We start from the raw sequence: 26030 nt of genomic DNA, 5'->3' as shown, positions 1-26030 counted from the left end.
CCGACGTACGTCAGTCGCCCGTTAGGATACGGTCGACCAGTTCCTTGACGCTCGGCACGTAACCGTTCGAGTAGAACGGGTCGCGCTTGAAATTGTACGCGGCGTGTCCCGCAAACATCAGATTCTGATCGACGTCGCCACCGTGCGCGATTTCCTGCAGCGTCTTCTGTATGCAGAAGCTGCGCGGATCGGCGAGCCGCCCGGTCGAGTTCGTCTCGGTATCGGCCCAGCTCGAGAACAGGCATTGCGACAGGCAGCCCATGCAATCGGCTTGGTCCTTGCGGATCTCCGCCTTCTCGGGCGGCGACACGAACACCAGCGTATTGTCCGGCGTCTTGAGCGCATCGGTGAACCCCTCACCGAACCATTGCCGCGCACGCAGCAAGTCATTGCGCGTCACCCAGAAATTCTTGCCCTTGACGCCGACATCGAGCTGAAAGACGTGGTCGCCCGCTTCCTGCGTCGAGAAGGCGATCTGCCGCTCGGAGCGCGCTTCCAGGCTCCGCAGGAACGGGTTGCGCACCGCGGACGAATAGAAGCCGGTCGGCGAGAAGCGGTGGAGCAGCACATCGCCCTCCTCCACGGTCATCAGCCGCTGCTTCCAATCGTCGGGGATCGGGCTCTCGCGCGTCAGCAGCGGGCGCGTGCCGTATTGAAAGGCGATCTGGCCGAGCTCGGGATTGTCGATCCACTCGTTCCAGTCGCGCAAATACCAGACACCGCCCGCCATCACGATCGGGGTCGTGTCAGGGATGCCGCCCTCGCGCATCGTGTCGCGCAGTGCCTTGACGCGCGGATACGGGTCCTCGGGGCGCAGCGGGTCCTCGGCGTTCGACAGGCCGTTATGCCCGCCCGCCAGCCACGGATCCTCGTACACCACGGCGCCGAGCAGTTCCGATACCTTGGAATAGGCGCGCTTCCACAAGGCACGGAACGCACGACCCGAACTCACGATCGGCAGATAGTTGACGTTGTACGATGCCGCGATCTCGGACAATTTGTACGGCATGCCCGCGCCGCAGGTGACGCCCGCCACCATGCCCTTGGTCCGCTCGAGCACGCCCTGGAGCACGCGCTGCGCGCCGCCCATTTCCCACAGCACGTTGATGTTGATCGCGCCCCGATTGTTACCGGCGCCGCCCGCGATCTCCCACGCGCGTTGGACCTGCTGCACCGCGCCCTCGATCGCATAAGCGATCAGTTCCTCGTGCCGCTCGCGCCGGGTCAGCGCGCGATACACCTGCGGGATGATCTTGCCCTCGGGATCGTAGCTGTCGGCATTGACCGCCGAGACGGTGCCGATGCCCCCCGCCGCGGCCCACGCGCCGGCAGAGGCGTGGTTGGTCGCAGCGACGCCTTTTCCGCCCTCCACCAACGGCCAGACTTCACGACCGGCATAGACGATGGGGTTCAGGCCCTTGAACACGCTGCTGTCACTTCCCGAGGTTAGTAATTCGGACCGCTATAAACCAAAGATAGGACAAGGCGATAGCGTTGCGCGTCAGCCGAGCACCCCCGGACGGCCCATCGCCTCGGCGTAGAGACGGGCGTAGCGCGCGATCATCGTTTCTTCGTCAAACAGCGCGCGCGCCTTTACCTGATTGGCTTGCCCGACACGGCGGCGCAGATCGGGATCGGCCGCGAGCGCCTGGATCGCGTCGCGCAGGCGGACCTCGCCATGATGCTCGGTGATGAAAGGCGCATTTTCCTCCGCCACCATCGCGCGCACGTCGCCGACCGGAGGCGCGACGATCGGCAACCCCGCCGCCATCGCCTCCACCACGCTGATCGGAAATTGCTCCGACTTGGACGACAACGCGAGCAGGTCGAAGTGGCGCATGAAGCGATACGGCCGGTCGAGAAAGCCCGGCATCACCAGCCGACCGTCGATCCCCATCGCGAGCGCCGCCTGCTCGATCGCGGCCTTCTCCGGCCCCTCACCCACGATCACCAGGCGGAACCGCGCCGACACGCCGCCGACCGCGCGGACGAGTTGCGGCAAGTCCTTTACCGCACGCAGGCCCGCGACGGTGCCGATCACCACCTCGTTCGCGCGACGCACGAAGCCTGGGATCGCCTTCGGCTCCGGATCCTTCGCGTAGAGCCCGGTCGCGATGCCGTTCAGGATGCGGTGGACGCGTACGCGGGGCTGCTTCCAGGTATCGAGCGCGATCTGCTCAAGGCTCTCGGACGGCACCACGAGCGCGTGCGCCGCGCCGAGTGCGAGGCGGCGATATATATTCCGCTCGCGCTTCAGGCCCGCAGCCTCGTCGGCGTTGAAGCCGTCCTCGTGATGGATCAGCGGCGGTGCGCCTTTGGGAAACACGCGCCGCGCCATCACGCCGTCGATCGCGCCCCAATTGTACGTCAGCACCAGATCGAACCCGCGCATGTAGCGTGCGATCGCCTCGTAGCGCGCGACCGAGGGTTTGCCGGTCAAGGACGGCGCGTTCTGCGCGATCTCGAAGCTGATCCAACGGTCGATCCGCGCGCGTGCGCTGAGAGCCTCGGGCATCGACGACACGATCGTGTGCCGCGCGCGATCACCGAACGCGTTCATCAGCCTGACTGCGCGCGCCTCCTTCCCACCCAGGTCAAAGGTCGAATGAAGGTGCAGGATTGAAACTGGCCGGGTCATGCGCGTGGGCATAGCCGGCGACACGCTAACGCGCACCTACTGCGATGGCGAAGCGCGCAGCGCATCCTTGGGGACGTGCGTGATCCGGCAGGCGAGATCGGCCTCCCCGCTCGCCACGATCCAGTTATCGCCGCCGTCGACGATGCCGGTCGTGAAGACGACGTCGTCGAGGTACATCGCGTCGCGCAGCGGCTCGGTCAGCGCCGGTGCCGGTTCGAGCAGCGGCGTATGGCAGGTCGCGATCGTGCGCGACGGGTCGTCGAGGTCGAGCAGCGTCCAGTAGGTGCGATAGATGCCGACTACGCCGCTCGGCTCGACGCCGTGCCACAAGGTCAGCCAGCCCTCCTGCCCCTCGATGCTCGCGCGCACCGGTTGCGCGCCGCCGCCCATCCGCGCGGTCGCGACGGTGGCCGCGTGCGGGCGGATGCCGGGTTCGTCATACGGTTTCCAGTGAAGCGCATCGGGCGAAGTCGCGAGGTTGATCGACGGCCCTGCGCGCCACGGCGAGGCGGGCGGATACGCAAAGTAGAGATCGCCGAGCGGCCGCGTCTGCGCCCAGAACTTGTCGGCGACCTTGCCTTCGAAGATCAACATGTCCTTGTTCTGGTGATCGAGCACGATCCCCTCTAGCTGCCAGTCGAGCGCGTCGTCGCTGGTGTAGAGCGTGGTCGAGTGCCGCTCCGGGCTGACCGAGCAACTGGTCATGTAATAGCGCCCGTCGACGCGACTGATCCGCGCGTCCTCGACACCGTAGCATTGATAGGCACGGCGTGGCGCGATCGCACGGTCATAGTGGATCGCCTCCACGCGGGTGCCGTCCGCGTTCAGCTCGACCGGCAGCAGCCACGACAGCGAGGTAAGCGCCATCACCTTCCACCCGCCGCCGCGCATCATGAACTTACGCGGATCCTTGGTGTCGACGAGTTGCAGCGGCCACGCGTCGAGCACGTAGGCGCCTTCGTCCCAGCGGATCGCGTGAACGTGGCCGTCCTTGATCGGGTGGCGCAAGGCTTCGGCGACGCGCACCATCATCAGCAGATTGCCATTCGGCAGCCGCGTCAGCCCCGGGTTGAACGCGCCGAGCACGTAGGTCTCGGCATCGATCTTGCCCGCGAGCGGCGAGCGCGACAGATCGATGTCGCGCGGATCGAGGATCAGCGCGTCGTGCGCGAAGGAGGGCGCGGCTTGCGTCATTCGCCATCCTGCGCGCGCGGGCTGATCGTCAGCCGCTGGATTACGGTGCGGCGCGGTTGCGTCAGCAGATAATGAACGCCCGCGGCGATATCCTCGGCGCGCAACATCTTCTCCTCGCCGATCTGCGCGCGCTGTTCCTCGGGCGATATGTCGGGCTCCTGCATCGTCGAGCCAGTCATGCCGGGCTCCACCAGCGCGACGCGGATGCCCTTCACGCCCAATTCGCGGCGCAGCGCGACCGAGAAGCCCTGGATGCCTGCCTTGATCCCGGCATAGACGGTCGAGTGCGGCCCGAGCACATAAGCACTCATCGACCCGATCAGCACAATGTCGCCCTCGTCGCCCATCGCTGCCGCGGCCCGCTGTGCGAGCAGCAGATAGTGCGTGAAGTTGAGCGAGATCGCGTGACGCAGCGTCGGTTCGTCCATCTCGGTCAGCCCGCTGGCTCCGACCGCTGCATTGGCGACGACGATGTCGTATCCGCCCATCGCCTCACGCGCGGCATCCAGGAAGCGCCCGACGTTGTCGGGCTCGGACAGGTCGAGAGCCGCACCGTCACCCTCGCCCACCGCGCGGATCCGGCTCAGCGCATCGTCGAGTTGTTCCTGCTCATGCCCGCCGATGAACACGCGCGCGCCCTCGCTGGCAAGCAGCACCGCGATCGCGCGACCGATCCCGGTCGACCCGCCGCTGATGACGGCGCGCCGACCCGTGAGCGGCAACACGGCGGTGTGGGCATCGGCAATGGTGGTCTCGGACATGGCGCGTCCTGTTTGTTCAGCCGCCGAGACGCCCGAGCGATCAGCCCGGTTCCGCCACCCGATCAAGCAGGTGCATAACCGCCTCCAGCGCCGCTGGTTCTGCGAGTGTCGGCACGTGCCCAACGCGCGGCGCCGTCACCAACGTCGCGTGCGGCAGCGTCGCCGTCATCCGCTCTGCCGTCGCCGCCGACAGCATGTCGGAGCGATCGCCGCGCACCACCAACACCGGCACCTCGCGCAGAGCGGCATATGCACGCCACATGTCGGGGCCGGCCTCGTTGCCCGGCAAGCGGAATGGCTCGGCGATGCGCGCGTCGTAGTCGAGCACGATCCGCCCCGCGCTGCTCAGGCGGTAGACGCGTTTCGCCATCGCCAACCAATCCTCGACGCCCCAGTCGGGATAAACCGACCCGCTCGACTCCTGCAGCGCGCGCGCGGCGTGCATCCAGGTCGGGTGGTTGCTCGATTTCCCGACATAACCGCGCACCCGCGCCAGCCCCGCGGCTTCGATGTCCGGACCGATATCGTTCAGCACCGCGCCAGCGATCCGACCCGGCATCATCCCCGCGAGCAGCATCGCAACGATGCCGCCTAGCGAGGTGCCGACTGCGACGAAGCGATTCACCCCCGCCGCCTCTACCAGCGCCGCCATGTCCTGCGCATAGGTGAGCGGGACGTAGCTCATCGGGTCTTTCGCGTACGCACTCTCGCCGCGGCCACGGAACTCGACTGCGAGCACGCGCCAGTCGGGTGCCAGACGTTCGGCAAGCGATTCGAAGTCGCGCGCGTTGCGGGTCAGCCCGGGCATGCACAGGATCGCGGGCCGGTCCGCGCTGCCGGCATAATCGCGCGCATGGAGGCGCAGCCCGTCGGCCGACCACCAGTAGAAGTCCTCGAAACCTACCCCGACACTTGCCACGCTTGTACCCCGGTCGCCTGCGCCCCCATATCGACGCATGCCGATCGACCCGCAAGCGTACCGCCCCGAAACGACGATCCTGGAGCTGGGCAATGGCTTCTACGATCCCGTCACGGCAGCCGACTTTCCGCAGACCGTGCTGCGCTTCCGCAACGACCGCGCCGCGGACGAGGTCGGCTTGGCGACGCTGAGTGACGAGGAGTGGACCACTCACTTCGGCCGCTTCATGCCTCTGCCCGGCACGCTGTCCCAACCTCTCGCGCTGCGCTATCACGGCCATCAGTTCCGCCAGTACAATCCCGAACTCGGCGACGGACGCGGCTTCACCTTCGCGCAACTGCGTGATCGGAACGGCCGGTTGATGGACCTGGGCAGCAAGGGTTCGGGACAGACACCGTGGAGTCGCTTCGGCGACGGGCGGCTGACGCTCAAGGGCGGGGTGCGCGAGGTGCTGGCGAGCGAGTTGCTCGAAGCGCTGGGCGTACCCACCTCACGCAGCTTTTCTTTGATCGAAACGGGCGAGGCGTTGGAGCGCGGCGACGAGCCTTCCCCGACGCGCTCGGCCGTGCTGGTACGATTGAGCCACGGCCATATTCGCATCGGCACGTTCCAGCGCCTTGCCTACACCCGTGACGAGGATGGCCTGCGTGCGCTCACCGCCTACGTACTGCGCCATCTCTACGGTGAGGACGGCTACGATCCGGTCCGCCTGCTCGACCTCGTCGTCCAGCGGACCGCGAGGCTTGCCGCGCGCTACATGGCGGCGGGGTTCGTCCACGGCGTGCTCAACTCCGACAACATCAACGTGACCGGCGAGAGCTTCGACTATGGCCCGTGGCGCTTCGCACCGACGTGGGACCCGGCGATCGTCGCGGCCTATTTCGATCATGGGGGCCTCTACGCCTTCGGCCGCCAGCCCGAGGCGATCCACTGGAACGCTATGCAGCTGGCCGTCGCGCTCCGCCAGATCAGCGACGCCGAGCCGCTAATCGCCGTGCTCGATCGCTTTCCGGAGCATTATCAGCGTGAAGTCACCGCCGCGATCCTGTGGCGGCTCGGTCGCTCCCCGCGCGACCACGAACACGACCGCGCGCTGGTGCAGGCGGTCGAGCGCGCGCTGCGCGGCACGGGCGTAGAAATCGCGCGCTTCTTCTTCGACGTGTTCGCGACCGATCTGCCGGCCAGCTACGGCGCCGAGTGGGACGAGGTGCGCGCCGCTTTGTCCGGCTATGAGCCGCGACAATCACGCGACCACGCCTTCTGGTCGGGCGAGCCGTGCGCGATGCTGATTGACGAGGTGGAGGCGATCTGGTCCGCGATCGACCGCGACGATGACTGGTCACCCTTCCACGCGAAGGTGCGCGCGATCAGGCAAATGGGACAGGCACTCGCCAGCTGACCCCTTTCGCGCCAAGCCTATTGCGGTAATGAACCCTGCCATGGGTGAGTTGATTTCGTATGAGCCCGCGACGGGTGCCGAACTGTGGCGCGGGGCGACGAGCGACGTCGACCTGGAAGTCGCGACCGCGCGCGACGGCTGGGTGACCTGGGCGGCGCGGCCTGTCACCTTCCGCATCGAGACGATGCGCCGCTTCGCCAATGTCGTGCGCCAGCGCACCGACGCCTTCGCCGACGTGATCGCGCGCGAGACGGGCAAGCCGCTATGGGAAGCGCGCACCGAAGTCGATTCGGTCATCGCCAAGGTGGACATCTCGGTCAGCGCTTATGCCGAGCGCACCGCGCAGCGCCGCATGGACGCGCCGATGGGCAGCCGCATGGCGCTCCGGCACAAGCCGCACGGCGTGCTGGCGGTGCTCGGCCCCTATAATTTTCCCGCGCATCTGCCCAACGGCCACATCGTCCCCGCGCTGATCGCGGGCAATGCGGTAGTATTCAAACCGTCGGAGAAGACGCCCGCGACCGGTGTATTCTTGTGCGAGTGCCTCCACGCCGCGGGCGTACCCGAGGAGTGCATGCGCGTCGTCATCGGCGGCCCCGACGAGGGGCGAAAGCTCGCCGCGCACGACGGGATCGACGGACTGCTGTTCACCGGATCGGCGCGCACCGGCCTGGCGCTCAACCGCGCCTTCGCCGAGAAGCCCGAGAAGATCCTCGCGCTCGAAATGGGCGGCAACAATCCGATCGTGGTATGGGACACACCCGACGTCGCCACCGCCGCGGTGCTGGTCGCGCAATCGGCCTTCACCACCGCAGGGCAGCGCTGCACCGCCGCACGCCGGCTGATCGTGCAGGAAACGCTCGCCGAAGCCTTCCTGGCCGAGCTCAACCGCCTCGCCGGACGCCTGATCGTCGGGCGTCCGCACGACGATCCGCAGCCGTTCATGGGGCCGGTGATCGACAACGAGGCCGCCGACGGGCTGACCGAGAGCTTTCTCGCGCTGATGATGCGCGGCGGTCGCCCGATCCGCCACATGGCGCGGCCCGATCCCGAGCGGCCGATGCTGACGCCCGGCATCATCGACGTGACCGAACTGCCCGATCGCCCTGACATCGAGCTGTTTGGGCCTTTGCTCCAGGTGATCCGCGTCGACGATTTCGACGCCGCGATCGCCGAAGCCAACAACACCCGCTACGGCCTGTCCGCCTCGCTCGTAAGCCAGACGCCGATCCTCTATGATCGCTTCTGGGCCGGAGCACGCGCGGGCATCGTCAACTGGAACAAGCCGACCAACGGCGCGTCATCGTCGGCGCCGTTCGGCGGCATCGGCTGGTCGGGCAACCACCGCCCGAGCGCTTATTACGCGGCGGATTATTGCGCCTATCCTGTCGTCTCGAACGAGGCGGAGGCGGCGCGCGCGTCGATCGGCATCGGGCTGAGCGACGCTTGAACGAGTAACCGGGGGACATACAAACATGCCAAGCGGGCTGGTCGCACTGCTCGACGACATTGCGGGGCTGACCCGCCTCGCCGCTGCCTCGCTCGACGATGTCGCGGGCGCCGCGGCGAAGGCGGGGACCAAGGCAGCCGGCGTCGTCATCGACGATACCGCGGTCACCCCGCGCTACGTCGTCGGGCTCAGCCCCAAGCGCGAGCTGCCGATCATCGGCAAGATCGCGCTCGGATCGCTGCGCAACAAATTACTGTTTTTGTTGCCCGCCGCGCTGATCCTGAGCGCCTTCGCACCTTGGGCGATCACGCCCCTCTTGATGCTGGGCGGCCTCTACCTCTGCTTCGAGGGCGCGGAGAAGGTGATCGAGGCCATCTCGGGTGGCCACGGCGGCGAAGAAGAAGCCGTCGCCACCGATCCGGTCGAGCTGGAGAACCAGAAGGTGTCCGGCGCAATCCGCACCGACTTCATCCTGTCGGCGGAGATCATGGCGATCGCGCTCGGCGAGGTCAGCGACTCGCCGATCCTGACACAAGCGATCACGTTGGCGCTCGTCGCGGTTGCGATCACCGCGGGCGTGTACGGCGTCGTCGCGCTGATCGTGAAGGCCGACGATGTGGGCCTGCACCTCGCCAAGCAACGCTCGGGAGCGCTCCAGGCGATCGGACGCGGGCTAGTCAAGGGCGTGCCGGTGATGATGCGCTGGCTGGCAGTGATCGGAACTGCGGCGATGATCTGGGTCGGCGGCGGCATCCTGCTTCACGGCGCGGAGGAACTCGGCCTCGCCGGGCCGGCCCATGTCGTCCATCACGCGTCCGAGGTCGCTGGACACGCCACCGGCGCGCTCGGCGGCGCAGTGGCATGGATCGTCACTGCCGCTCTCTCCGGGGTGATCGGCCTCGTGGCCGGCGGTCTGGTCGCGTTGATCGTGCATCAGGTGCACAAGGCGCGCGGCCACCGCGCCGCGGCGCACTGAAACGTCGGCTTCGCCTGCGCCAAGCTTCGCTGGTTTGCTTGAGCGCCGGCGAAGGCCCATCTGCCACCCATGGCAAGTTTGCTCGATCCAGACGCGCGCGGTCGCGTTATCCTCGTCGGCGCGGGTCCGGGTGACCCCGGGCTGCTGACCGTACGCGCGGTTGAGGCGCTGAAAGCCGCCGACGTCGTCGTCCATGACGGGCTGATCGACCTGCGCGTGCTCGACATCGCACCTGCCGCTGCACAGCGCATCTCGGTCGCCAAGCGCCGCGCACGCCATACGCTGCCGCAGGACGCGATCAACGCGCTGATCGTCGCCCACGTCCGCGCCGGCTCGGTCGTGGTGCGGTTGAAGGGCGGCGATCCCTTCATCTTCGGTCGCGGCGGCGAGGAGGTCGAGGCGGTGCGCGCCGCCGGCCTGCCGGTCGAGGTGATCCCCGGCGTGTCGGCCGCGCTCGGCTGCGCGGCCGAGGCGATGCTGCCGCTCACTCACCGTGATCATTCCAGCGCTGTCAGCTTCGTCGCCGGCCAGTGCAAGGGATTGAGCGAGCAGGACTGGTCGGGGCTCGCGGGCCAGGGCCGAACGCTCGTCATCTACATGGGCGTCGCTACCGCCGATCAGATCGCGGACAAATTGATGGCGGACGGCGTCGCGCCCGACATGCCCGTCGCGGTGCTGGAGAAAGGCACGCAACCCGGCCACCGCGCGCTGCGCACACTGCTCGCCGATCTCGGCGCGATGGTGCTGCGCGAGGGCGTCGCCAGTCCTGCGATCATCGTGGTCGGCGAAGTGGTCACTTTGTCGGATGCCGAGAACAAGCTCGCGGGCTATGCGCGCGCGGCGGAGACATTTGCGTGAAGGTGGAAGCGTGAAATTGGTGACGGGCAACGATCTGCCGACGGGTGACGTGATCTGGTGGACCGGCTCTGGCTGGTCACGCCACGTCGAGGACGCGGCCGACGCCGGCGACCATGCCGAGGCGATCGCGCGTGCGGAGGAAGCATCGCGCCGCGTCAACGTGCCTTACGTGATCGAGGGCGTCGCGACACCCGAAGGTCCGCGCTCCGCGCACATCAAGGACCGCATCCGCGCGCTCGGCCCCACCGTGCGCCCTGACCTGACGTTGAAGCCGGCCGATCCCACGGCCGGAAATTGGGTAATCTGATGTACAAGTACGACGAATATGATCAGGCGATTGTCGACGCGCGCGTCGATGAGTTCCGCGATCAGGTGCAGCGTCGCCTATCGGGCGACATGACCGAGGATCAATTCAAGCCGCTTCGGCTGATGAACGGGCTCTACCTCCAGCTCCACGCCTATATGCTGCGGATCGCGGTGCCTTATGGCACGCTCGACAGCCGGCAGATGCGGATGCTCGGCCACGTCGCGCGGAAGTACGACCGCGGCTACGGCCATTTCACCACCCGCCAGAACATCCAGTTCAACTGGATCAAGCTGTCCGACGCGCCCGACATCCTGGCCGAGATCGCGACGGTCGAGATGCACGCGATCCAGACGAGCGGCAATTGCATCCGCAACATCTCGTCCGATCAGTACGCCGGGGCCGCGGCGGACGAGGTTGCCGACCCGCGCCCCTGGGCCGAGCTGCTGCGACAGTGGAGCACCTTCCACCCCGAGTTCAGCTACCTGCCGCGCAAGTTCAAGATCGCGGTGATCGCCGCGGACGAGGACCGCGCCGCGATGCGGCTGCACGACATCGGTATCCAGCTCGTCATCCGCGACGGTGAGTTGGGGGCGAAGATCTTCGCCGGCGGCGGCATGGGTCGCACCCCGATGATCGCGCACGAGATCCGCGACTTCGTCACCGCCGACGACCTGATGAGCTATCTCGAAGCCTGCCTGCGCGTCTACAATCGCTACGGCCGGCGAGACAACATCTACAAGGCGCGAATCAAGATCTTGATCCACGAGATCGGCGCGGACGAGTATCGCCGCCAGGTCGAGGAGGAGTTCGCGGCCGTGAAGCAACTCGGCCTCGACCCGCCGCGCGCCGAGTTGGAGCGGATCACCGCCATGTTCGCCGCCCCTGCGTTCGAGGCGGACGCGTCAACCGAGATCGACCGCAGCGATCCCGACTTCGCGGTCTGGCTCGACCAGAACGTCAAGCCGCACAAGCAACCCGGCTACGCGATCGTCAACGTGTCGCTCAAACCGATCGGCGGCATCCCCGGCGACGCCTCGGCCGACCAGATCGACGTCATGGCCGATCTCGCCGAGCGCTACGGCTTCGACGAACTGCGCGTCACCCACGCGCAGAACATTGTCATCCCCCATGTTCGTATCGCCGACCTTAAGCTGGTCTGGCAGGCGCTGGTCGAGGCGGGTCTGGCCGAGGCGAACCTCGACCTCATCAGCGACATCATTGCCTGCCCCGGGCTCGATTATTGCAGCCTCGCCAACGCACGCTCGATCCCGCTCGCGCAGAAGATCGCCCAGCGCTTCGCCGATCCGGCGCGGCAGCGTGACCTGGGGGAGTTGAAGCTCAAGATTTCGGGCTGCATCAACGCCTGCGGCCACCATCATGCCGGGCACATCGGCATCCTGGGCGTCGACAAGAAGGGCGTGGAGAACTTCCAGCTGCTGCTCGGCGGTTCCGGTGCGGAGGACGTGAGCCTCGGCAAGATCACCGGTCCGGGGTTCAGCGAGGACGGCGTGGTCGACGCGATCGAGCGCGTGACCAACACCTACATTCAGGTGCGCGAGGGCGGAGAACGCTTCGTCGACACCTACCGGCGTGTCGGCATGGAGCCGTTCAAGGAGGCGATCTATGGCTGACGGTTTCGATCCCGACCAGACGACGATGACCGACAGCGGCGGCGGCGCGCAGCTACGCTTCCGCGACGACGAGGTGCGCGAAGAGCCCGCGGTCACGCTCGACTCGTTCCTGGTCGATCAGTCCAACGCGACTGCGGTGCGGATTGAGCCGGGCGATGACGCGCGCGCGCTGCTCCCGTCGCTCGACCGTATCGCGTTGATCGAGGTGTCGTTCCCGAGTTTCCGCGACGGGCGCGGCTATTCGGTCGCGCGTATCCTGCGCGAGGCGGGCTACACCGGCGAGTTGCGCGCGTCGGGCGACGTGCTGGTCGATCAGGTTCCGCTGATGCGCCGTTGCGGGTTCGACAGCTTCGCGCCCGAGAAGCCGATCGACGGCGAGACGCTCCGCCGCTCGCTCGAACGCTACGACTATTATTACCAGAAGGCCGCCGACCCATCGGTCCCGGTGTGGAAACGTCGTCATGGGTGAGCCCGCGCGCCAGCTCGATACAATCGACACCGGCCGCGTCTACACCGCGGCGGACGCCGCCGCTTTTGCCGCGCGCTTCGCGGGCGTGCCCGCGCAGGAGATGCTGCGCGAGCTGCTGACCGGCGAGTTGCGCGGCCGCATCGCCGCCGTCTCCTCGTTCGGGGCTGAGTCGGCGGTGCTGCTTCACATGATCGCCGAAGTCGACCGCGACGTGCCGGTGGTGTTCACCAACACGCAAAAGATGTTCGGCGAAACGCTTGCCTACCGCGACGAGCTTGCCGAGCGGCTCGGCTTCACCGACCTGCGCGTGTTCCGCCCCGATCCCAGGCTGTTGCGATTAAAGGACGACAAGGGGCTGCGCTGGTCCTACGATCCCGACGGCTGTTGCGAACTGCGCAAGGTCGAGCCGCTGCGCCGCGCGCTGCTGCCGTTCGACGTGTGGATTTCGGGTCGCAAGGGCTTCCAGGCCTCTACCCGCCGCGCGATGCCGCGTTTCGAAGAGGATGACGGGCGGCTGAAGATCAACCCGCTGTCCGCCTGGACCAAGGCCGACCTCGACGCCTATTTCAAAGAGCACGAGCTGCCGCGCCACCCACTGGAGGCGCAGGGCTATCCCTCGATCGGCTGCGCGCCGTGCACCTCGCGCGTCCAACCCGGCGAAGACCCGCGCGCGGGCCGCTGGCGCGGCTGGGACAAGGTCGAGTGCGGCATTCACGTGCCCGAGAAGCCCGGCGAGGAACCCGCCTTCTAAGCTAAGCTCGTTTCGGTACTGGATCGAACCGGACCGATCTGGGTTAAGTGCAGGTGAAACGATTATCCACCTGCCTGCTGCTCGCTGCTCCGCTCGTATTCGCAGGGTGCAGTCAACAGGTCGGTAACGCCGCACCGCCGAAGGTGACGGGCGGCATAACCATGCCCGAGCAGCCGTCAACAGTGGTCGTGCCGGTTGACGCTGATCTAGACGAGCTCGAACGTGGGCTAGATCAGCGCAGTCCGCACAGTCTCTGGACGATCGACCGCCACCTCGATCGCTGCGTCAAGGCCAAACACCTCGATCTTGGCATCGCCAAGGTAAAGGTAACCCCCGACCTTGGCTGCCGCGTCGCCGGTACGGTGACGCGCGGCCCCGTTCAGATCGGTGGCAGCGGCGATCGGCTGGTCGTCACCTTGCTGATCCACGCGCGCATCTCGGTTAGGGACATTGGCGGCGTCGCGGGCGAGACGGCGACCGGCAGCGCGATCGTGCGCGCGACCGGGCGCATCGCAATTCAGGGCGATTGGCAGCCGACCGCCAGGATGCAGCTATCCTACGATTGGACGCAGCCGCCGGGCGTCGACCTGCTCGGCCAGCGCATCACCTTCACCGATCAGGCCGACGAGAAGCTGAAGCCCGTACTGGCTAAGCTGGAGCGTGACTTGCCCCAGGAACTCTTACGCCTCCATCTGCGCCAGCAGCTCGACCGTGTCTGGCGTCAGTCGTTCACCACGCTCCAGCTCAGCCACCGCAATCCCCCGGTATGGATGCGCATCGCGCCGCGCCGGATCGGCTATGGCGGCTATCGCGTCGAGGGGCGGGCGCTGCGGCTAACGCTCCGCGCCGATGCGCTCACTCAGACATTCGTCGGACATCGCCCGCCCGATCTCGCGCCCACCGCGCTGCCGCCACCGTCACCGCGAATCGGCGAGCCCGGTGTGCACTTCTTCATCCCCGTCGTCGCCGACTACGCACAGCTCGAACCCGTCGTGCAGCGCACGCTGCGCAAGCTCGCCGCTCGCGGGATCACGCTGACCGGCATCGGCCTGGTCGACGCCGAGTTCGGACGCGTCACGGTCTACGCCACGACCGACCACCGCCTCGCAGTCGGCGTCCACGCCAAGGTAAAGGCACGGTCGAGCCCGATCGCCTCGGCGGAGGGCGAAGCGTGGTTGTCGGCAGAGCCGTTCAACCAACCGGGATCGCAGCGGGTAGAGGCGCGCAACGTTGACTTTGCAACCAAGACCAACTCGCAACTGGTCGACCTGCTCGCCGCCTTGTTCGCCGACCCGGCGGTGCGTGCCAGCGTCGCGACCGGGTTGAGCCACGATTTCGCACCCGATTACCGCAAGCTGCTCGGCAAAGTGGAACGTGCGATCGGTGAGCGGCGCGAGGGCGACTTCGTGCTGCGCACGCGAATCACCCGCGTGCGCAACGGCCAAATCGCGGCAACCGGTGCCGGCCTGTTCATGCCGGTCGCGGTCACCGGTCAGGCCAACATCACCTACCGCCCGCGCTGACGCGCCAAGTCGACCCGGTCCTCAATAGCCGGCATAGTCCGAGAAGCGCGTGATCGTCGGGTCGAACTTCAGGATCACCTTGCCGGTTGCGCCGTGGCGCTGCTTGGCGACGATCAGCTCGGCGAGGCCATAGACGCGCTCCATGTCGGCGGCCCAGGCGGCATGATCCTCGAACATCTTGGCATTGTCGCCCTCGACTGGGCGCTTCGGCTCCTTCGCCGCGACGTAATAGTCCTCGCGGAACACGAACCACACCATGTCGGCGTCCTGCTCGATCGACCCTGATTCGCGCAGGTCGGACAGCTGCGGGCGCTTGTCCTCGCGCTGCTCGACCGCACGGCTGAGCTGGGAGAGCGCGAGCACCGGCACGTTCATGTCCTTGGCCAGTGTCTTCAACCCACGGCTGATCTCGGAAATTTCCTGCACGCGGTTGCCGTCCGATGATTTGCCCGAGCCGGACAGCAGCTGGAGATAGTCGATCACCACCAGCCCGATCTCGTTGTTGTGGCGCCGTTGCAACCGGCGCACGCGCGTGTGGAGCGAGCCGATCGACAGGCCGCCGGTATCGTCGATGAACAGCGGCAGATTCTCCAGCTCGGCGGCGGCTGCGGCGAGTTGCTCGAACTCCTGCTTGCTGATCTTGCCCATGCGCAGCGCCTCGGACGAGATGCGCGATTGTTCGGCGAGTACGCGCGTCGCCAACTGATCGGCGGACATCTCCAGGCTGAAGAACGCGACCTTGGCGCCAACTGATTTCGACGGCGGGATGCCGTCGCGCATGTCATGCATCCAACGCTGCGCCGCGTTAAACGCAATGTTGGTGGCGAGCGAGGTTTTCCCCATGCCGGGACGCCCGGCGAGGATCATCAAGTCGGAATGATGCAGACCGCCGATCTTCTGGTTGACGCTGTCGAGCCCGGTGGTGACGCCTGACAGGTTGCCGCCCCAGTTGAGCGCCTTTTCCGCCATCTTGACCGCGGCGGTGCTCGCCTGCGCGAACGACTTGATGCTGTTCTCGGTCGCGCCGTCGGCGGCGACCTTGAACAATTCCTCCTCCGCCTGCTCGATCTGCGCGCGCGGATTGACCTCCTCCGACGTGTCCATCGCCCGGTCGACCAGCGTCCGCCCGACCGACACCAGCGAGCGCAGCATCGCGAGGTCGTAGATCTGCTGCGCGAACTGCCGCGCGCCGATCAGTCCCGCGCCCGATCCGGTCAGGCTGGCGAGATAGGCGGGGCCGCCCAGCTCCTTCATCCCCTCGTCCGCCTCAAACATCGGGCGCAGCGTGACGGGCGTCGCCAGCATGTCGGCGGCGCGCAGCGTCTTGATCGACGCGAAAATGCGGCCGTGAACGGGTTCGTAGAAGTGCGCCGGCTCCAACCGGTCGACCAGATCATCGGCGAGGCGATTGTCGATCATCATCGCGCCGAGCATCGCGGCCTCTGCCTCGACGTTGCGCGGAAGCTGAACGGGCTCGACCGGAGTCGGCTGCGGGAATGCCAATGTCGCCATCGCGGCGTCATACCCGCGCCGTCGGCGAACCGGAACCGTATCTGCGGTGAATGGCGGTGATAACCCGCGGCAATCGGGCACGTTGTCGCGCGCGCGCTTCGTGGCTATCGACATGGGTATGGCCGATCCGCGGATCATCGACATCCAGCTCGACGAGGGCACGATCCTGTGGCGCTCGGCCGATATCGAGCAGGAACGCCGGATCGCGATCTTCGACCTGATCGAGGAGAATCATTTCGCGCCGCAGCGCGCGACACCCGACAATTACGCCGGCCCTTACCGCGTGCTGCTGTCAGTCGAGGAAGGGCGATTGGTCATCCAGATCAAGCGCGAGGATGACAGTCCGCTCGAAACGCTGATCCTCGGCCTTGCGCGCTTCCGCCGTTCCATTCGCGACTATTTCGCCATCTGCGACAGCTATTTTCAGGCGATCCGCCAGTCGACCCCAGCGCAGATCGAGACCGTCGACATGGCACGCCGCGGCATCCACAACGAGGCAGCCGAACTGTTGAAGGACCGGCTCGAAGGCAAAATCGAGATCGATTTCGACACCGCGCGCCGCCTCTTCACGCTCATCTGCGTCCTCCACATCAAGGCTTGAACCATGTCCGACGAAGCAATTCGGCTGATCGCCGCCGCGCGCGTAGCTGCGCGCCACGCCCACGCCCCCTACTCACGCTTCGCCGTAGGAGCCGCAGTGCTGCTCACGGACGGCAGCGTGGTGACCGGCGCGAATGTCGAGAATGCGAGCTACGGCCTGTCGCTCTGCGCCGAAACGGTCGCGATCGCGAGCGTCTCTGCGCAGGGACGACTACGCGATGTAGTCGCGGTGGGCGTAATCGGCGGCGTCATGGACGCAGCGGGCCACGCTACCGGTCACGATCCAGTCCGCCCCTGCGGCCGCTGCCGACAAGTCATCAACGAGGCGTCGCAGCTAGGTCAGCGTGACGTGCGGGTGCATTGCGCCGCTGCTGAGGGTGAGGCGACCGCCAGCTATCACCTGTCGGAACTACTGCCCGAGGCCTTCGGCCCGGCCGATCTCGGCATCGGCTGAGCGGCGCCATGCGCGCACGCACCAATAAAGCTATGTCAAGGTGACCGACTGATCAAGATCAAGGCGTTACAGCGCAAAACGGCTATCAGTTTATGGGTGCCGGCGGTCAGCGCTTATTAGAACAAGACGAATTGGGGAACGATGGAACAGGGTGTCTTGCTCACCAAGATGGCCAGCCTGGTCGCACTGACGGACGAGGATCGACGCGCGCTGGACGCGTTGCCGATCATCGACACGAAGGTCGCACGCCGCCGCCCGATCATGCCGCAGGGTGCGCAACCCGATTACGTCTATTTGCTTCGCTCAGGCTGGGCCGCTCGTCACGAAGTGCGCGCTGACGGCTCACGCCGCATCACCGGGTTCCTGCTACCGGGCGACTTCTGCGGCATCCACGCGATCTGCCACGCTGCGATGGATCACGCGATCATTGCGCTCACCGACTGCGTGGTGGGAAAGATCGACGGTTCGGCCTTCGCCGATCTCTGCCACCAATCCTCTGCGATCAATCAGGCGGTATGGCGCGCCAAGTTGATCGAAGAAGCGGTGCTACGCAAATGGCTGCTGTTCTCGACCGATTCCTATCAGGGCGTCGCGCATCTGTTGTGCGAACTCTACGTCCGCGCCGCGGTGGTGGGATTGGCGGCGGACGGTCAATGCCGCGTGCCGCTGACGCAGGAGGAGATCGGCGACGCGCTCGGCATCACTGCCGTTCACACCAACCGCGTCATTCAACGATTGCGCGGCGAAGGCATCATCGATCTGTCGCATCACGAACTGACGATCAGGGATGCCGCAGCACTCACCCGCGCCGGTGCCTTCGACCGCTCCTATCTCGAGCCCTGGCTGAGTGAGAATGCGATATCGTTACTCGGCTGACACCGCAGGATCGCATTGCGCCCGTCCCAGCCGAAGCGTGTCGCAGGGGTAAGCGCGTAGATCGGCGCTCTCGGTCATCAACCACCATCGGTGGTACGGGCGGTCGGGCTCGAACCGACACTCTGTTTCCAGAACCAGATTTTGAGTCTAGCGCGTCTACCAATTCCGCCACGCCCGCGTGGAGAAGGCTCCTGTGACAGGCAAAATGCGCTGCGTCCAGACGCTTTGTGACGGCAGTGGGTGCTTGTTGTAACGGCCGCGAGCGTGCGGGTCTGCGCTCAGCGTTTGAATGCCGCAGCGCCGAAACGCTTGACCGTCGGCTCGGCCGCGCCCGACGCCTTGCGCGCGCGCTGCGGGTCGATCTCACGATCGAACGCGACCCCCGCGCGCCCTTCGATCTGCCACGCGATACGCCCCGCGATCCAGCCGAGGCCGCGTACCTCCACCTCGACCGCACCCTCCGGCGTCACCGGATAGGGCAGTTCGACCATCAACCCGCCGGGCGACAGGTTACGCACGCGCACCTCGACCGGCGTGCCGCCCGAAACGCGCAACTGTGCCATCAGAAACAGACTGTCGCGTCCACGCGTCGCCGGCGTGCCGGCATTCACGCTCGCGTCGGGCTCGAACACGCTTTTCCCCAAATGCTCCATCGGTCCCACCGCCTGTCGGTCTTCTGGCCGCCCTACCCGTCCGGCGGTAAAGAACCGCTTACCACGCCGGTTCAATCGTCGCGTGACACTTTCTCGTTGCGCTCGTGACGCTCCTGCGCCTCGACCGTCATGGTCGCGATCGGCCGCGCTTCCAGCCGTTGCAGGCTGATCGGCTCACCCGTGACCTCGCAATAGCCGTATTCGCCATCCTCGATCCGGCGCAACGCCGCGTCGATCTTCGACACCAGCTTGCGCTGCCGATCGCGGGTGCGCAGTTCGATCGACCAATCGGTTTCGCTCGACGCGCGATCGTTCAGGTCGGGTTCGCGCAACGAGTCGATCTGCAGTTGCGACAGCGTTCCCAAGCTTTCGCGCAGGATCGCTTCCTTCCAATCGTACAGCTTCTGTCGGAAATACGCCTGTTGGCGCGCATTCATGAACGGTTCGTCGGCACTCGGCCGGTAACCATCCCCGCGCTCATCGACGTCGTTGGCCACCACCGCGACCGTTTCGTCCACACGACTCAACACCGTAGCCATCGACACTCTCCCGCCTGCGCGCCAGGATTGACCGTCAACACCGCTGGTGCGCCCCCTGGCCGGGCCTATAACCGCGCTTGCACATAACGACAAGCAATCAGCGACTTGGCCGTACGATGGTTTCCGTGACACGGCGATGAACGACATAGTCGAACGCCCGCGCGATTCAGTCCCAGCCTGACACGTTAACCATGATCCAGCCGCGGGCCGGGCGATACAAAGCGCGTTCGCCGTGACAATGGTGGTTAACGGCGTTGCACTTAAAGCTTTGTTGGGCACTTTGCCGACATGGGCAGTACGCAAGCGCTGCTTTGAATTTCGCGACGGTTCGCTTCGTCGCCAACGAGAGAGTGATGGCATGTCTGTGCGGATGGCGTTGGCAAAACTTTGCGCGTGCACGTGCGGCGGCGCGCTGATCGGTGGTGGTGCGGTGCACGTGGCGGAAACGTCCAAGCACCGGACGGCTTACGCGAAAAAGGCGACGCACCGCGTCGTGCGCCGCAGCTACAGCAGCAAGGGCAGCGTGCGCCGGATCGTGCGCAGCGCAGGCAACAACTGCGCCGCAACGACCGTGACGGTTGCCAGCACCGGCGCACCGATCCCCGTGCCGCTGCCTGAACCCGTTCCCGCGTTCGTCGGCGGTGGAGGTGGCTTCGCACCCGCGATCGGCGGCGGCGGCTTCTACGGCGGCGGTGGCGGCGGGTTCTTCGCGGGCGGCTTCTTCGGCGGTTCGGGCGGCAGCAGCGGCAGCAGCGGCGCGATCGTGGTGTCCTCCACCTCGACCTCCTCGTCGACCGGCGGCGCCAAGGTCGACATCGACAATTCGAACAAGAACAACGTCGAGAACTCGAACAAGAGCGAGAACAATCTCGACAACTCGAGCAAGAACAACAACCAGAATCACAACAACAATCAAAGCGAGAACAACAACCACAACAGCAACGAGCAGAGCCAGAACCAAGGCCAGAAGCAGGATCAGGACCAGAAACAGGGACAAGCGCAGGGCCAGGGCCAGGGTCAGATCGGCTCCACCAGCAGCTCGACATCGTCGTCGTCCTACGGCTCCAGCTCGAAGGGTTGGGGATCGAGCAACGGCTGGGGTTCGAACAACGGTTGGAACAATGGCTGCAAGGGCGGCAATTGCGCGCCGCCGCCGGGTTCGAGCAACGGCTCGCCCGCGCCGGTACCCGCGCCGCCGATGATGCTGTTGTTCGGTGCGGCCGCCGCGGCACTGGTTGGGCGCAAGCGGTTGGCGAAGCGGTCTTCTACCGCGACCGCCTGATCCACTAAACGGATTTGTGAAGAGGGTCGGCGCAGCGATGCGCCGACCCTTCTTTTACGTGAAATCAGGCGGCGACCAGCGCCTTCTCGATCGCGTCGATCGGGTGACCGGTCAGATCCTTGTCGAGCTCACCCTTTAACCGGCTCTCGACTTCCTTGTGGTAATGCTTGCGGAGCTCGCCAAGCGTCTTTGGCGGCGCCACGACGATCAGCGAATCGTAATTGTTCGCCAACGCGCGCTTCTTCAGCAGTTCGGCGGCCTCCGCGGCGAAGCGATCTTCCTCCAATTGGTGGAAATCGGTCTCGGCCATGCTGCCGCGTGACGGGGCAAATTGCGCGCCGCTTCCGCCACCGTGACCCGAGCCGCCTTGCGCAACCGGCGGCGCACCCGCGCCGGACTGCGTCGAGGACGCACCACCCGCGGCATCGGTCTTCTGATCGCGGTCGGCCGGGTTGGGCTTCTCCTGCGCGGTCTCGACGACCAGGTTCGGATATTCCGCGTCGCCCTCGTTGCGCAGGAACAAGAGCTTGCGTCCATCCGCCACCAGCACGACGGAATTGTGAGGGACCTGCATCGCGTTCTCCTTTGTTTCGCCCCCACACAACGCCGCCCTCCCCGCGCGGGTTGCGCGCTTACCGGCGCATCGCCCCCGCGCGGGTTGCGCGCTTCCCGGCGCATCGCCATAGCCCGGTCGCCATGCACGACATCCGCCTGATCCGCGACGATCCCGCCGCCTTCGACGCCGCCATGCACAAGCGTGGGCTTGCCCCGCTATCGGCCGACCTGCTGGCGATCGACGAACGCGCACGCGCGCTGACGACGGAGGTGCAGGCGGTACTCGCTCGCCGCAACGAAGCGTCAAAGGCGATCGGGGCGGCCAAGGCACGGCGCGATGATCCGACCGATCTGATGGCCGAGGTCGCAGCCCTGAAGGCACGCCTGCCCGAGCTAGAGGCGGAACAGAAAGCCGTCGCTGCGACGCTCGCCGAGCGACTGGCGAGCATCCCCAACGTGCCCGCGAACGATGTTCCGGTTGGCGCGGACGAGAGCGGCAACGTCGAGCAGAAGCGCTGGGGTACGCCGCGCACCTTCACCTTCGCGCCGAAGGAACATGCCGATCTCGGCCCCGCGCTGGGGATGGACTTCGAGACCGGCGCTCGCCTGTCGGGTGCCCGCTTCACCTTCCTGCGTGGCGGTATGGCGCGGCTTCACCGCGCACTCGCGCAGTTCATGCTCGACCGCCAGATCGAGGATAACGGCTATGTCGAGTGCAACCCGCCGGTGCTCGTCGGCGATGCCGCGATGTACGGCACCGATAAGCTGCCCAAGTTCGCCGACGATTCGTTTCGAACCACCGACGGCCGCTGGCTGATCCCGACCTCGGAGGTCAGCCTGACCGCCTCGGTCGCGGATCGCATCCTGGGCGACCTGACCGAGCCGATGCGGATGACCGCGCATACCTTGTGCTTCCGCAGCGAGGCCGGTGCGGCCGGGCGCGACACGCGCGGCTTCATTCGGCAGCATCAGTTCGAGAAGGTCGAGTTGGTCACCGTCTGCCGTCCCGACGACAGCGACGGGGAGCACGAGCGGATGACGCGGTGCGCGGAAGGGATCCTGGAAGCGCTCGACCTACCTTACCGCCGCTTGCTGCTGTGCACCGGTGACATGGGCTTCGGCGCGCGGCGCACCTACGATCTGGAGGTATGGTTGCCGGGTCAGGACGCGTGGCGCGAGATCTCGTCCTGCTCGACCACCGGCGACTTCCAGGCGCGCCGCATGAACGCGCGCTACCGGCCCGAGGGGGAGAAGGGTACGCGCTTCGTGCACACCCTCAACGGCTCGGGGCTCGCGGTCGGGCGGACGCTGGTGGCGGTGCTGGAGAATTACCAGCAGGAGGACGGCTCGGTCGCGGTGCCCGCCGTGCTGCAACCCTATATGGGCGGTGTCGAGCGGCTGAGCCCGCGCTGATGCGCATCCTGCTCTCCAACGACGAAGGCTATCACGCCCCTGGCCTTGTCGTGCTCGAAAAGATCGCGGCCGAACTGTCCGACGACGTGTGGATCGTTGCGCCGTCGGAGGAGCAATCGGGCACCGGACGCTCGCTGACGCTGACCCGGCCCTTGCGCGTGCGCAAGTTCGCCGAGCGGCGCTTCGCGGTCACCGGCACGCCGACCGACGCGGTGATGATCGCGCTCGCCGAGCTGATGGACGGCGCGCCCGACCTGATCCTGTCGGGCGTCAACCGCGGCGGCAATCTGGCGGAGGACGTGATGTATTCGGGCACCGTCTCGGCGGCGCTGGAGGGCGCGCTCGCGGGCATCCGCTCGATCGCGCTCAGCCAGCGCTACGGTGCGCTGCAACCGGGTGACGACGTGTCGTTCGCGGTCGCGGAGGCGTGGGGCGTGCGCGCGATCGAGCCGCTGCTGACTGCCGAATGGGCGCCGCGCACGATCGTCAACGTCAACTTTCCAGCGACCGAGCCCGGCGACGTGCGCGGGATCAAGGTCGTACGCCAAGGGCTGCGCGATTACGGCCGCGTCCGCTTCGAAACGCGAAAGGACCCGCGCGGTTTCGATTATCACTGGCTCGCACTCGGCGCGATGCGCGGCGACCCGGTCCCCGACAGCGATCTGGCGGCGGTCGCCGACGGCTGGATCACCGTGACGCCGTTGCATCTGGACCTGACGCACGAAGCCTCGCTAGCATCGCTCTCGCGCGTGTATTGCGAGGAGTAGAGGCATGGGACGGTTGGCGTCGGCGGGGTGGGTCCTGCTCATCGGCGGCGCGCTGACCGGATGCATTCCCGGCGGGGCCGACAGCGGGTCGTACGACCCAGCGCCGCCTGCGCCGCGCGACGGCGGACGGTGGAACCGCCCGCGCGACGAAGATCGCGCTCCGGAGTACGACGAGCGGGATAGCGCGCCTTCACGCCGCAGAGAAAGCGACCGTGACCGCGCCGACCACCGAGCGGACCAGGCGACGCCGCGCAGCCTACCCGCGGCCGACCGCAGCGTCGCCGCGCGCACCGTGGTCGATCGCCAGACCGGCGTCGCGCAGCTCCCCGCCCCTGCCCCCGCGTGGGAAGCTCGCCCGGTCCAGGCCGATGCCGCGACAATCGCGGCGCAGGATTACGATGTCGCACCCGGCGACACGCTCAGCCGCGTCGCCGACCGCACCGGCGTCGCTGCCGAGGCGATCGCGCGCGCGAACGACCTGACCGAGCCGTACACGATCCGCGTGGGGCAGCGGCTGACGATCCCCGGTGGGCGCTATCATCTGGTCCGCGCCGGACAGACCGGTATCGCGATCGCGCGCGCCTACGGCGTGCCGTGGTCGCAGGTGATCGCCGCCAACCAGCTCGCCGAGCCTTATACGCTGCGCACCGGGCAGCGCGTGCTGATTCCGGGCGAGCCGGCGCGCGGCATCTCTACGGCACAGCGCGCCGCCGCCTTCACGCTCGACGTCGACTCGATCCTGACCGGCGGCGAACCCGCGGTTGCGGTCAACCAGGCACCCGCCAAGCCCGTCGCCACGACGCGTCGCGTCCTCGCCGCTACGACCCCGGTCGCCGCTCCGATGGGCGCGCCCGGCCAATTCGCCTGGCCCGCGACCGGACAACTCATCCGCCGCTTCGGCCCCGGTGGCTCGGGCGAGCGCAACGACGGGATCAAGATCGCGGTGCCGCTGCAGACCCCGATCAAGGCAACGGCGGACGGCACCGTCGCATACGTCGGCGACGGGATCGCCGCGCTCGGCGGGCTGGTCATCATCCGTCACGGCAATGGGTGGACCTCGGTCTACGGCCACGCCAGCAAGCTGCTCGTCCAACGCGGACAGGCGGTGAAGAAAGGGCAGACGATCGCGCTGTCGGGTGACACTGGCTTCGCCGATCGGCCCGAGCTCCATTTCGAGCTGCGTAAGGGCCGCGCCCCGGTCGACCCGATCCGGCAGCTACCGCTCCGCTAGCGGATGCCGGTTGGTTGATGCTAGACGCGCCGCCGACATGACCGACTACAGCTCCGACCTGCTCCGCACGCTTTCATCACGCGGCTACATTCACCAGACGACAGACGCCGCCGCGCTCGACGCGCTCGCTGCCAAGCAGATCGTTCCGGGCTATATTGGCTTCGATCCCACCGCACCGTCACTCCACGTCGGCAGCCTAGTGCAGATCATGATGCTGCGCCGCATGCAGCAGACTGGCCACAAGCCGATCGTGCTGATGGGCGGCGGCACGGGCAAGATCGGCGACCCGAGCTTCAAGGACGAGGCGCGCAAGCTGTCGTCGCAGGAGGTGATCGACGCCAACATCGGCGGCATCCAGCGCATCTTCGAGCGCTTCCTCACCTTCGGCGAGGGCGAAACCGACGCGGTCATGGTCAATAACGCCGAGTGGCTCGACAAGCTCGAGTATATTCCGTTCCTGCGTGAGGTCGGCCAGCATTTCTCGGTCAACCGGATGCTCGGGTTCGACTCGGTCAAGCTCCGGCTCGATCGCGAACAGTCGCTCAGCTTCCTCGAATTCAACTACATGATCCTGCAAGGCTATGACTTCGCCGAACTGCACCGCCGCCGCGGCGTCCGGTTGCAGATGGGCGGATCGGACCAGTGGGGCAACATCGTCAACGGCGTCGACCTCGCGCGGCGGATGGACGGCGCGGAGGTCTACGGGCTCACCACCCCGCTGCTGACCAAGGCCGATGGCTCCAAGATGGGCAAGTCGGTCGACGGCGCGGTGTGGTTGCACGAGGACCAGCTACCGCATTTCGATTACTGGCAATTCTGGCGCAACACCGACGATCGCGACGTCGGCCGCTTTCTGCGGCTGTTCACCGACTTGGCCGTCGACGAGATCGCGCGGCTGGAGGCGCTGGGCGGCGCGGAGATCAACGAGGCGAAGAAGGTGCTCGCTAACGAGGCGACCGCTTTGTGCCGCGGGCGTGCCGCCGCGGACGAGGCGGCCGAGACGGCGCGGCGGACCTTTGAGGAAGGCACGAGCGGCGCGGCACTGCCCTCGATCACCGTCAGCGGCTCGATCGCACTCGTCGACGCGCTCGTAGCGCTCGGCTTCGCGGGTTCAAAGGGCGAGGCACGCCGCTTGATCAAGGGCGGCGGCGCGCGCGTTGCGGGCGAGAAGGTCAGCGACGAGACCGCGGTGGTCACGATCGGCGCCGAACCGGTGCGCGTCTCAGCAGGCAAAAAACACCACGGGATGGTCAATCCGGGCTGAGCCCCCGC

At 66.8% G+C, this 26030-nt stretch carries 26 protein-coding genes and 1 tRNA gene; 17 read left to right on the top strand and 10 right to left on the bottom strand.

Annotation, left to right across the window (positions count from 1 at the left end; genetic code table 11):
* Positions 1-10: 10 nt before the first annotated feature.
* The 5 genes from HRV97_RS03495 to HRV97_RS03475 all read right to left on the bottom strand — a co-directional run bounded on the left by HRV97_RS03495 (position 11) and on the right by HRV97_RS03475 (position 5512).
* Positions 11-1426 (bottom strand): nitronate monooxygenase, encoded by a 1416-nt coding sequence (locus HRV97_RS03495; RefSeq protein WP_174192270.1) that lies wholly within the window; start codon positions 1424-1426, stop codon positions 11-13.
* A gap of 75 nt (positions 1427-1501) precedes the next feature.
* Positions 1502-2638, bottom strand: coding sequence for a glycosyltransferase family 4 protein (locus tag HRV97_RS03490; RefSeq protein ID WP_174192269.1), 1137 nt, complete (start codon positions 2636-2638; stop codon positions 1502-1504).
* Between the two features lie 36 nt (positions 2639-2674).
* Positions 2675-3832: a glycoside hydrolase family 130 protein gene (locus HRV97_RS03485; RefSeq protein WP_174192268.1), complete on the bottom strand. Its 1158-nt coding sequence runs from the start codon at positions 3830-3832 to the stop codon at positions 2675-2677.
* Positions 3829-4593 carry an SDR family oxidoreductase gene (locus HRV97_RS03480; protein WP_174192267.1) on the bottom strand — a complete coding sequence of 255 codons (765 nt, stop codon included), beginning with the start codon at positions 4591-4593 and terminating at the stop codon, positions 3829-3831. Before HRV97_RS03480 ends, HRV97_RS03485 begins: the two co-directional genes overlap by 4 nt.
* A gap of 40 nt (positions 4594-4633) precedes the next feature.
* The gene (locus tag HRV97_RS03475; protein WP_343044418.1) at positions 4634-5512 is read right to left on the bottom strand and encodes an alpha/beta fold hydrolase; all 879 of its coding nucleotides are present in this window, start codon (positions 5510-5512) and stop codon (positions 4634-4636) included.
* Positions 5513-5549: 37 nt separating this feature from the next.
* Here HRV97_RS03475 and HRV97_RS03470 point away from each other — a divergent pair, with 37 nt between their 5' ends.
* From HRV97_RS03470 to HRV97_RS03430, 9 genes are all read left to right on the top strand, one after another.
* Positions 5550-6911: a protein adenylyltransferase SelO gene (locus HRV97_RS03470; protein WP_174192265.1), complete on the top strand. Its 1362-nt coding sequence runs from the start codon at positions 5550-5552 to the stop codon at positions 6909-6911.
* Between the two features lie 40 nt (positions 6912-6951).
* A complete protein-coding gene (gene astD / locus HRV97_RS03465) occupies positions 6952-8361 on the top strand; it encodes a succinylglutamate-semialdehyde dehydrogenase (protein ID WP_174192264.1) in 1410 nt (469 codons plus the stop codon).
* Positions 8362-8386: 25 nt separating this feature from the next.
* Complete coding sequence (locus tag HRV97_RS03460) at positions 8387-9337, top strand: DUF808 domain-containing protein (protein ID WP_174192263.1); 951 nt, start codon at positions 8387-8389, stop codon at positions 9335-9337.
* 69 nt (positions 9338-9406) lie between these two features.
* Positions 9407-10195, top strand: coding sequence for a uroporphyrinogen-III C-methyltransferase (gene cobA / locus HRV97_RS03455; RefSeq protein WP_174192262.1), 789 nt, complete (start codon positions 9407-9409; stop codon positions 10193-10195).
* A gap of 10 nt (positions 10196-10205) precedes the next feature.
* A complete protein-coding gene (locus HRV97_RS03450) occupies positions 10206-10502 on the top strand; it encodes a DUF2849 domain-containing protein (RefSeq protein ID WP_174192261.1) in 297 nt (98 codons plus the stop codon).
* Positions 10502-12133 carry a nitrite/sulfite reductase gene (locus HRV97_RS03445; RefSeq protein ID WP_174192260.1) on the top strand — a complete coding sequence of 544 codons (1632 nt, stop codon included), beginning with the start codon at positions 10502-10504 and terminating at the stop codon, positions 12131-12133. Before HRV97_RS03450 ends, HRV97_RS03445 begins: the two co-directional genes overlap by 1 nt.
* The gene (locus HRV97_RS03440) at positions 12126-12602 is read left to right on the top strand and encodes a DUF934 domain-containing protein (protein ID WP_246248492.1); all 477 of its coding nucleotides are present in this window, start codon (positions 12126-12128) and stop codon (positions 12600-12602) included. The genes HRV97_RS03445 and HRV97_RS03440 overlap by 8 nt, the downstream gene beginning before the upstream one ends.
* Complete coding sequence (locus tag HRV97_RS03435) at positions 12595-13353, top strand: phosphoadenylyl-sulfate reductase (protein WP_174192259.1); 759 nt, start codon at positions 12595-12597, stop codon at positions 13351-13353. Before HRV97_RS03440 ends, HRV97_RS03435 begins: the two co-directional genes overlap by 8 nt.
* 161 nt (positions 13354-13514) lie before the next feature.
* Positions 13515-14876 (top strand): DUF4403 family protein, encoded by a 1362-nt coding sequence (locus HRV97_RS03430; protein ID WP_246248491.1) that lies wholly within the window; start codon positions 13515-13517, stop codon positions 14874-14876.
* 21 nt (positions 14877-14897) lie between these two features.
* Here HRV97_RS03430 and HRV97_RS03425 read toward each other — a convergent pair whose 3' ends face one another.
* A complete protein-coding gene (locus HRV97_RS03425; RefSeq protein ID WP_174192257.1) occupies positions 14898-16388 on the bottom strand; it encodes a replicative DNA helicase in 1491 nt (496 codons plus the stop codon).
* Between the two features lie 118 nt (positions 16389-16506).
* Here HRV97_RS03425 and HRV97_RS03420 point away from each other — a divergent pair, with 118 nt between their 5' ends.
* The 3 genes from HRV97_RS03420 (at position 16507) to HRV97_RS03410 (ending at position 18318) form a co-directional block, all read left to right on the top strand.
* Positions 16507-16989, top strand: coding sequence for a UPF0262 family protein (locus tag HRV97_RS03420; protein ID WP_174192684.1), 483 nt, complete (start codon positions 16507-16509; stop codon positions 16987-16989).
* 3 nt (positions 16990-16992) lie between these two features.
* Entirely contained in the window at positions 16993-17442 is a 450-nt protein-coding gene (locus tag HRV97_RS03415; RefSeq protein ID WP_174192256.1) for a cytidine deaminase, read from the top strand.
* A gap of 141 nt (positions 17443-17583) precedes the next feature.
* Complete coding sequence (locus HRV97_RS03410; protein ID WP_174192255.1) at positions 17584-18318, top strand: Crp/Fnr family transcriptional regulator; 735 nt, start codon at positions 17584-17586, stop codon at positions 18316-18318.
* Positions 18319-18409: 91 nt separating this feature from the next.
* Here the strand turns inward: HRV97_RS03410 and HRV97_RS03405 are convergent.
* The 3 genes from HRV97_RS03405 to dksA all read right to left on the bottom strand — a co-directional run bounded on the left by HRV97_RS03405 (position 18410) and on the right by dksA (position 19510).
* Positions 18410-18496, bottom strand: a tRNA-Leu gene (locus HRV97_RS03405).
* Positions 18497-18596: 100 nt separating this feature from the next.
* Positions 18597-18950 (bottom strand): PilZ domain-containing protein, encoded by a 354-nt coding sequence (locus HRV97_RS03400; protein WP_343044417.1) that lies wholly within the window; start codon positions 18948-18950, stop codon positions 18597-18599.
* 92 nt (positions 18951-19042) lie between these two features.
* Complete coding sequence (gene dksA / locus HRV97_RS03395) at positions 19043-19510, bottom strand: RNA polymerase-binding protein DksA (protein WP_174192253.1); 468 nt, start codon at positions 19508-19510, stop codon at positions 19043-19045.
* Between the two features lie 358 nt (positions 19511-19868).
* Between dksA and HRV97_RS17270 the strand changes: the two genes are divergently transcribed.
* Positions 19869-20792, top strand: a complete 924-nt coding sequence (locus HRV97_RS17270) for a hypothetical protein (RefSeq protein WP_246248490.1) — start codon at positions 19869-19871, stop codon at positions 20790-20792.
* A gap of 64 nt (positions 20793-20856) precedes the next feature.
* Here HRV97_RS17270 and HRV97_RS03385 read toward each other — a convergent pair whose 3' ends face one another.
* On the bottom strand, positions 20857-21366 hold the full coding sequence (locus tag HRV97_RS03385; RefSeq protein ID WP_174192252.1) for a host attachment family protein: 510 nt from the start codon (positions 21364-21366) through the stop codon (positions 20857-20859).
* 122 nt (positions 21367-21488) lie between these two features.
* Between HRV97_RS03385 and serS the strand changes: the two genes are divergently transcribed.
* The 4 genes from serS to tyrS are packed head-to-tail and all read left to right on the top strand — an operon-like array spanning position 21489 to position 26022.
* Entirely contained in the window at positions 21489-22760 is a 1272-nt protein-coding gene (gene serS / locus HRV97_RS03380) for a serine--tRNA ligase (RefSeq protein WP_174192251.1), read from the top strand.
* The gene (gene surE, locus HRV97_RS03375) at positions 22760-23527 is read left to right on the top strand and encodes a 5'/3'-nucleotidase SurE (protein ID WP_174192250.1); all 768 of its coding nucleotides are present in this window, start codon (positions 22760-22762) and stop codon (positions 23525-23527) included. Before serS ends, surE begins: the two co-directional genes overlap by 1 nt.
* Positions 23528-23531: 4 nt before the next feature.
* The gene (locus HRV97_RS03370; protein WP_174192249.1) at positions 23532-24758 is read left to right on the top strand and encodes a M23 family metallopeptidase; all 1227 of its coding nucleotides are present in this window, start codon (positions 23532-23534) and stop codon (positions 24756-24758) included.
* A 37-nt stretch (positions 24759-24795) separates the two neighbouring features.
* Complete coding sequence (gene tyrS / locus HRV97_RS03365) at positions 24796-26022, top strand: tyrosine--tRNA ligase (RefSeq protein ID WP_174192248.1); 1227 nt, start codon at positions 24796-24798, stop codon at positions 26020-26022.
* The last annotated feature ends 8 nt before the right edge of the window (positions 26023-26030 follow it).

It is taken from the genome of Sphingomonas hominis (genome assembly GCF_013328205.1).
GTDB lineage: Bacteria > Pseudomonadota > Alphaproteobacteria > Sphingomonadales > Sphingomonadaceae > Sphingomonas > Sphingomonas hominis.
This window is presented reverse-complemented; position numbering and strand designations above follow the sequence as displayed.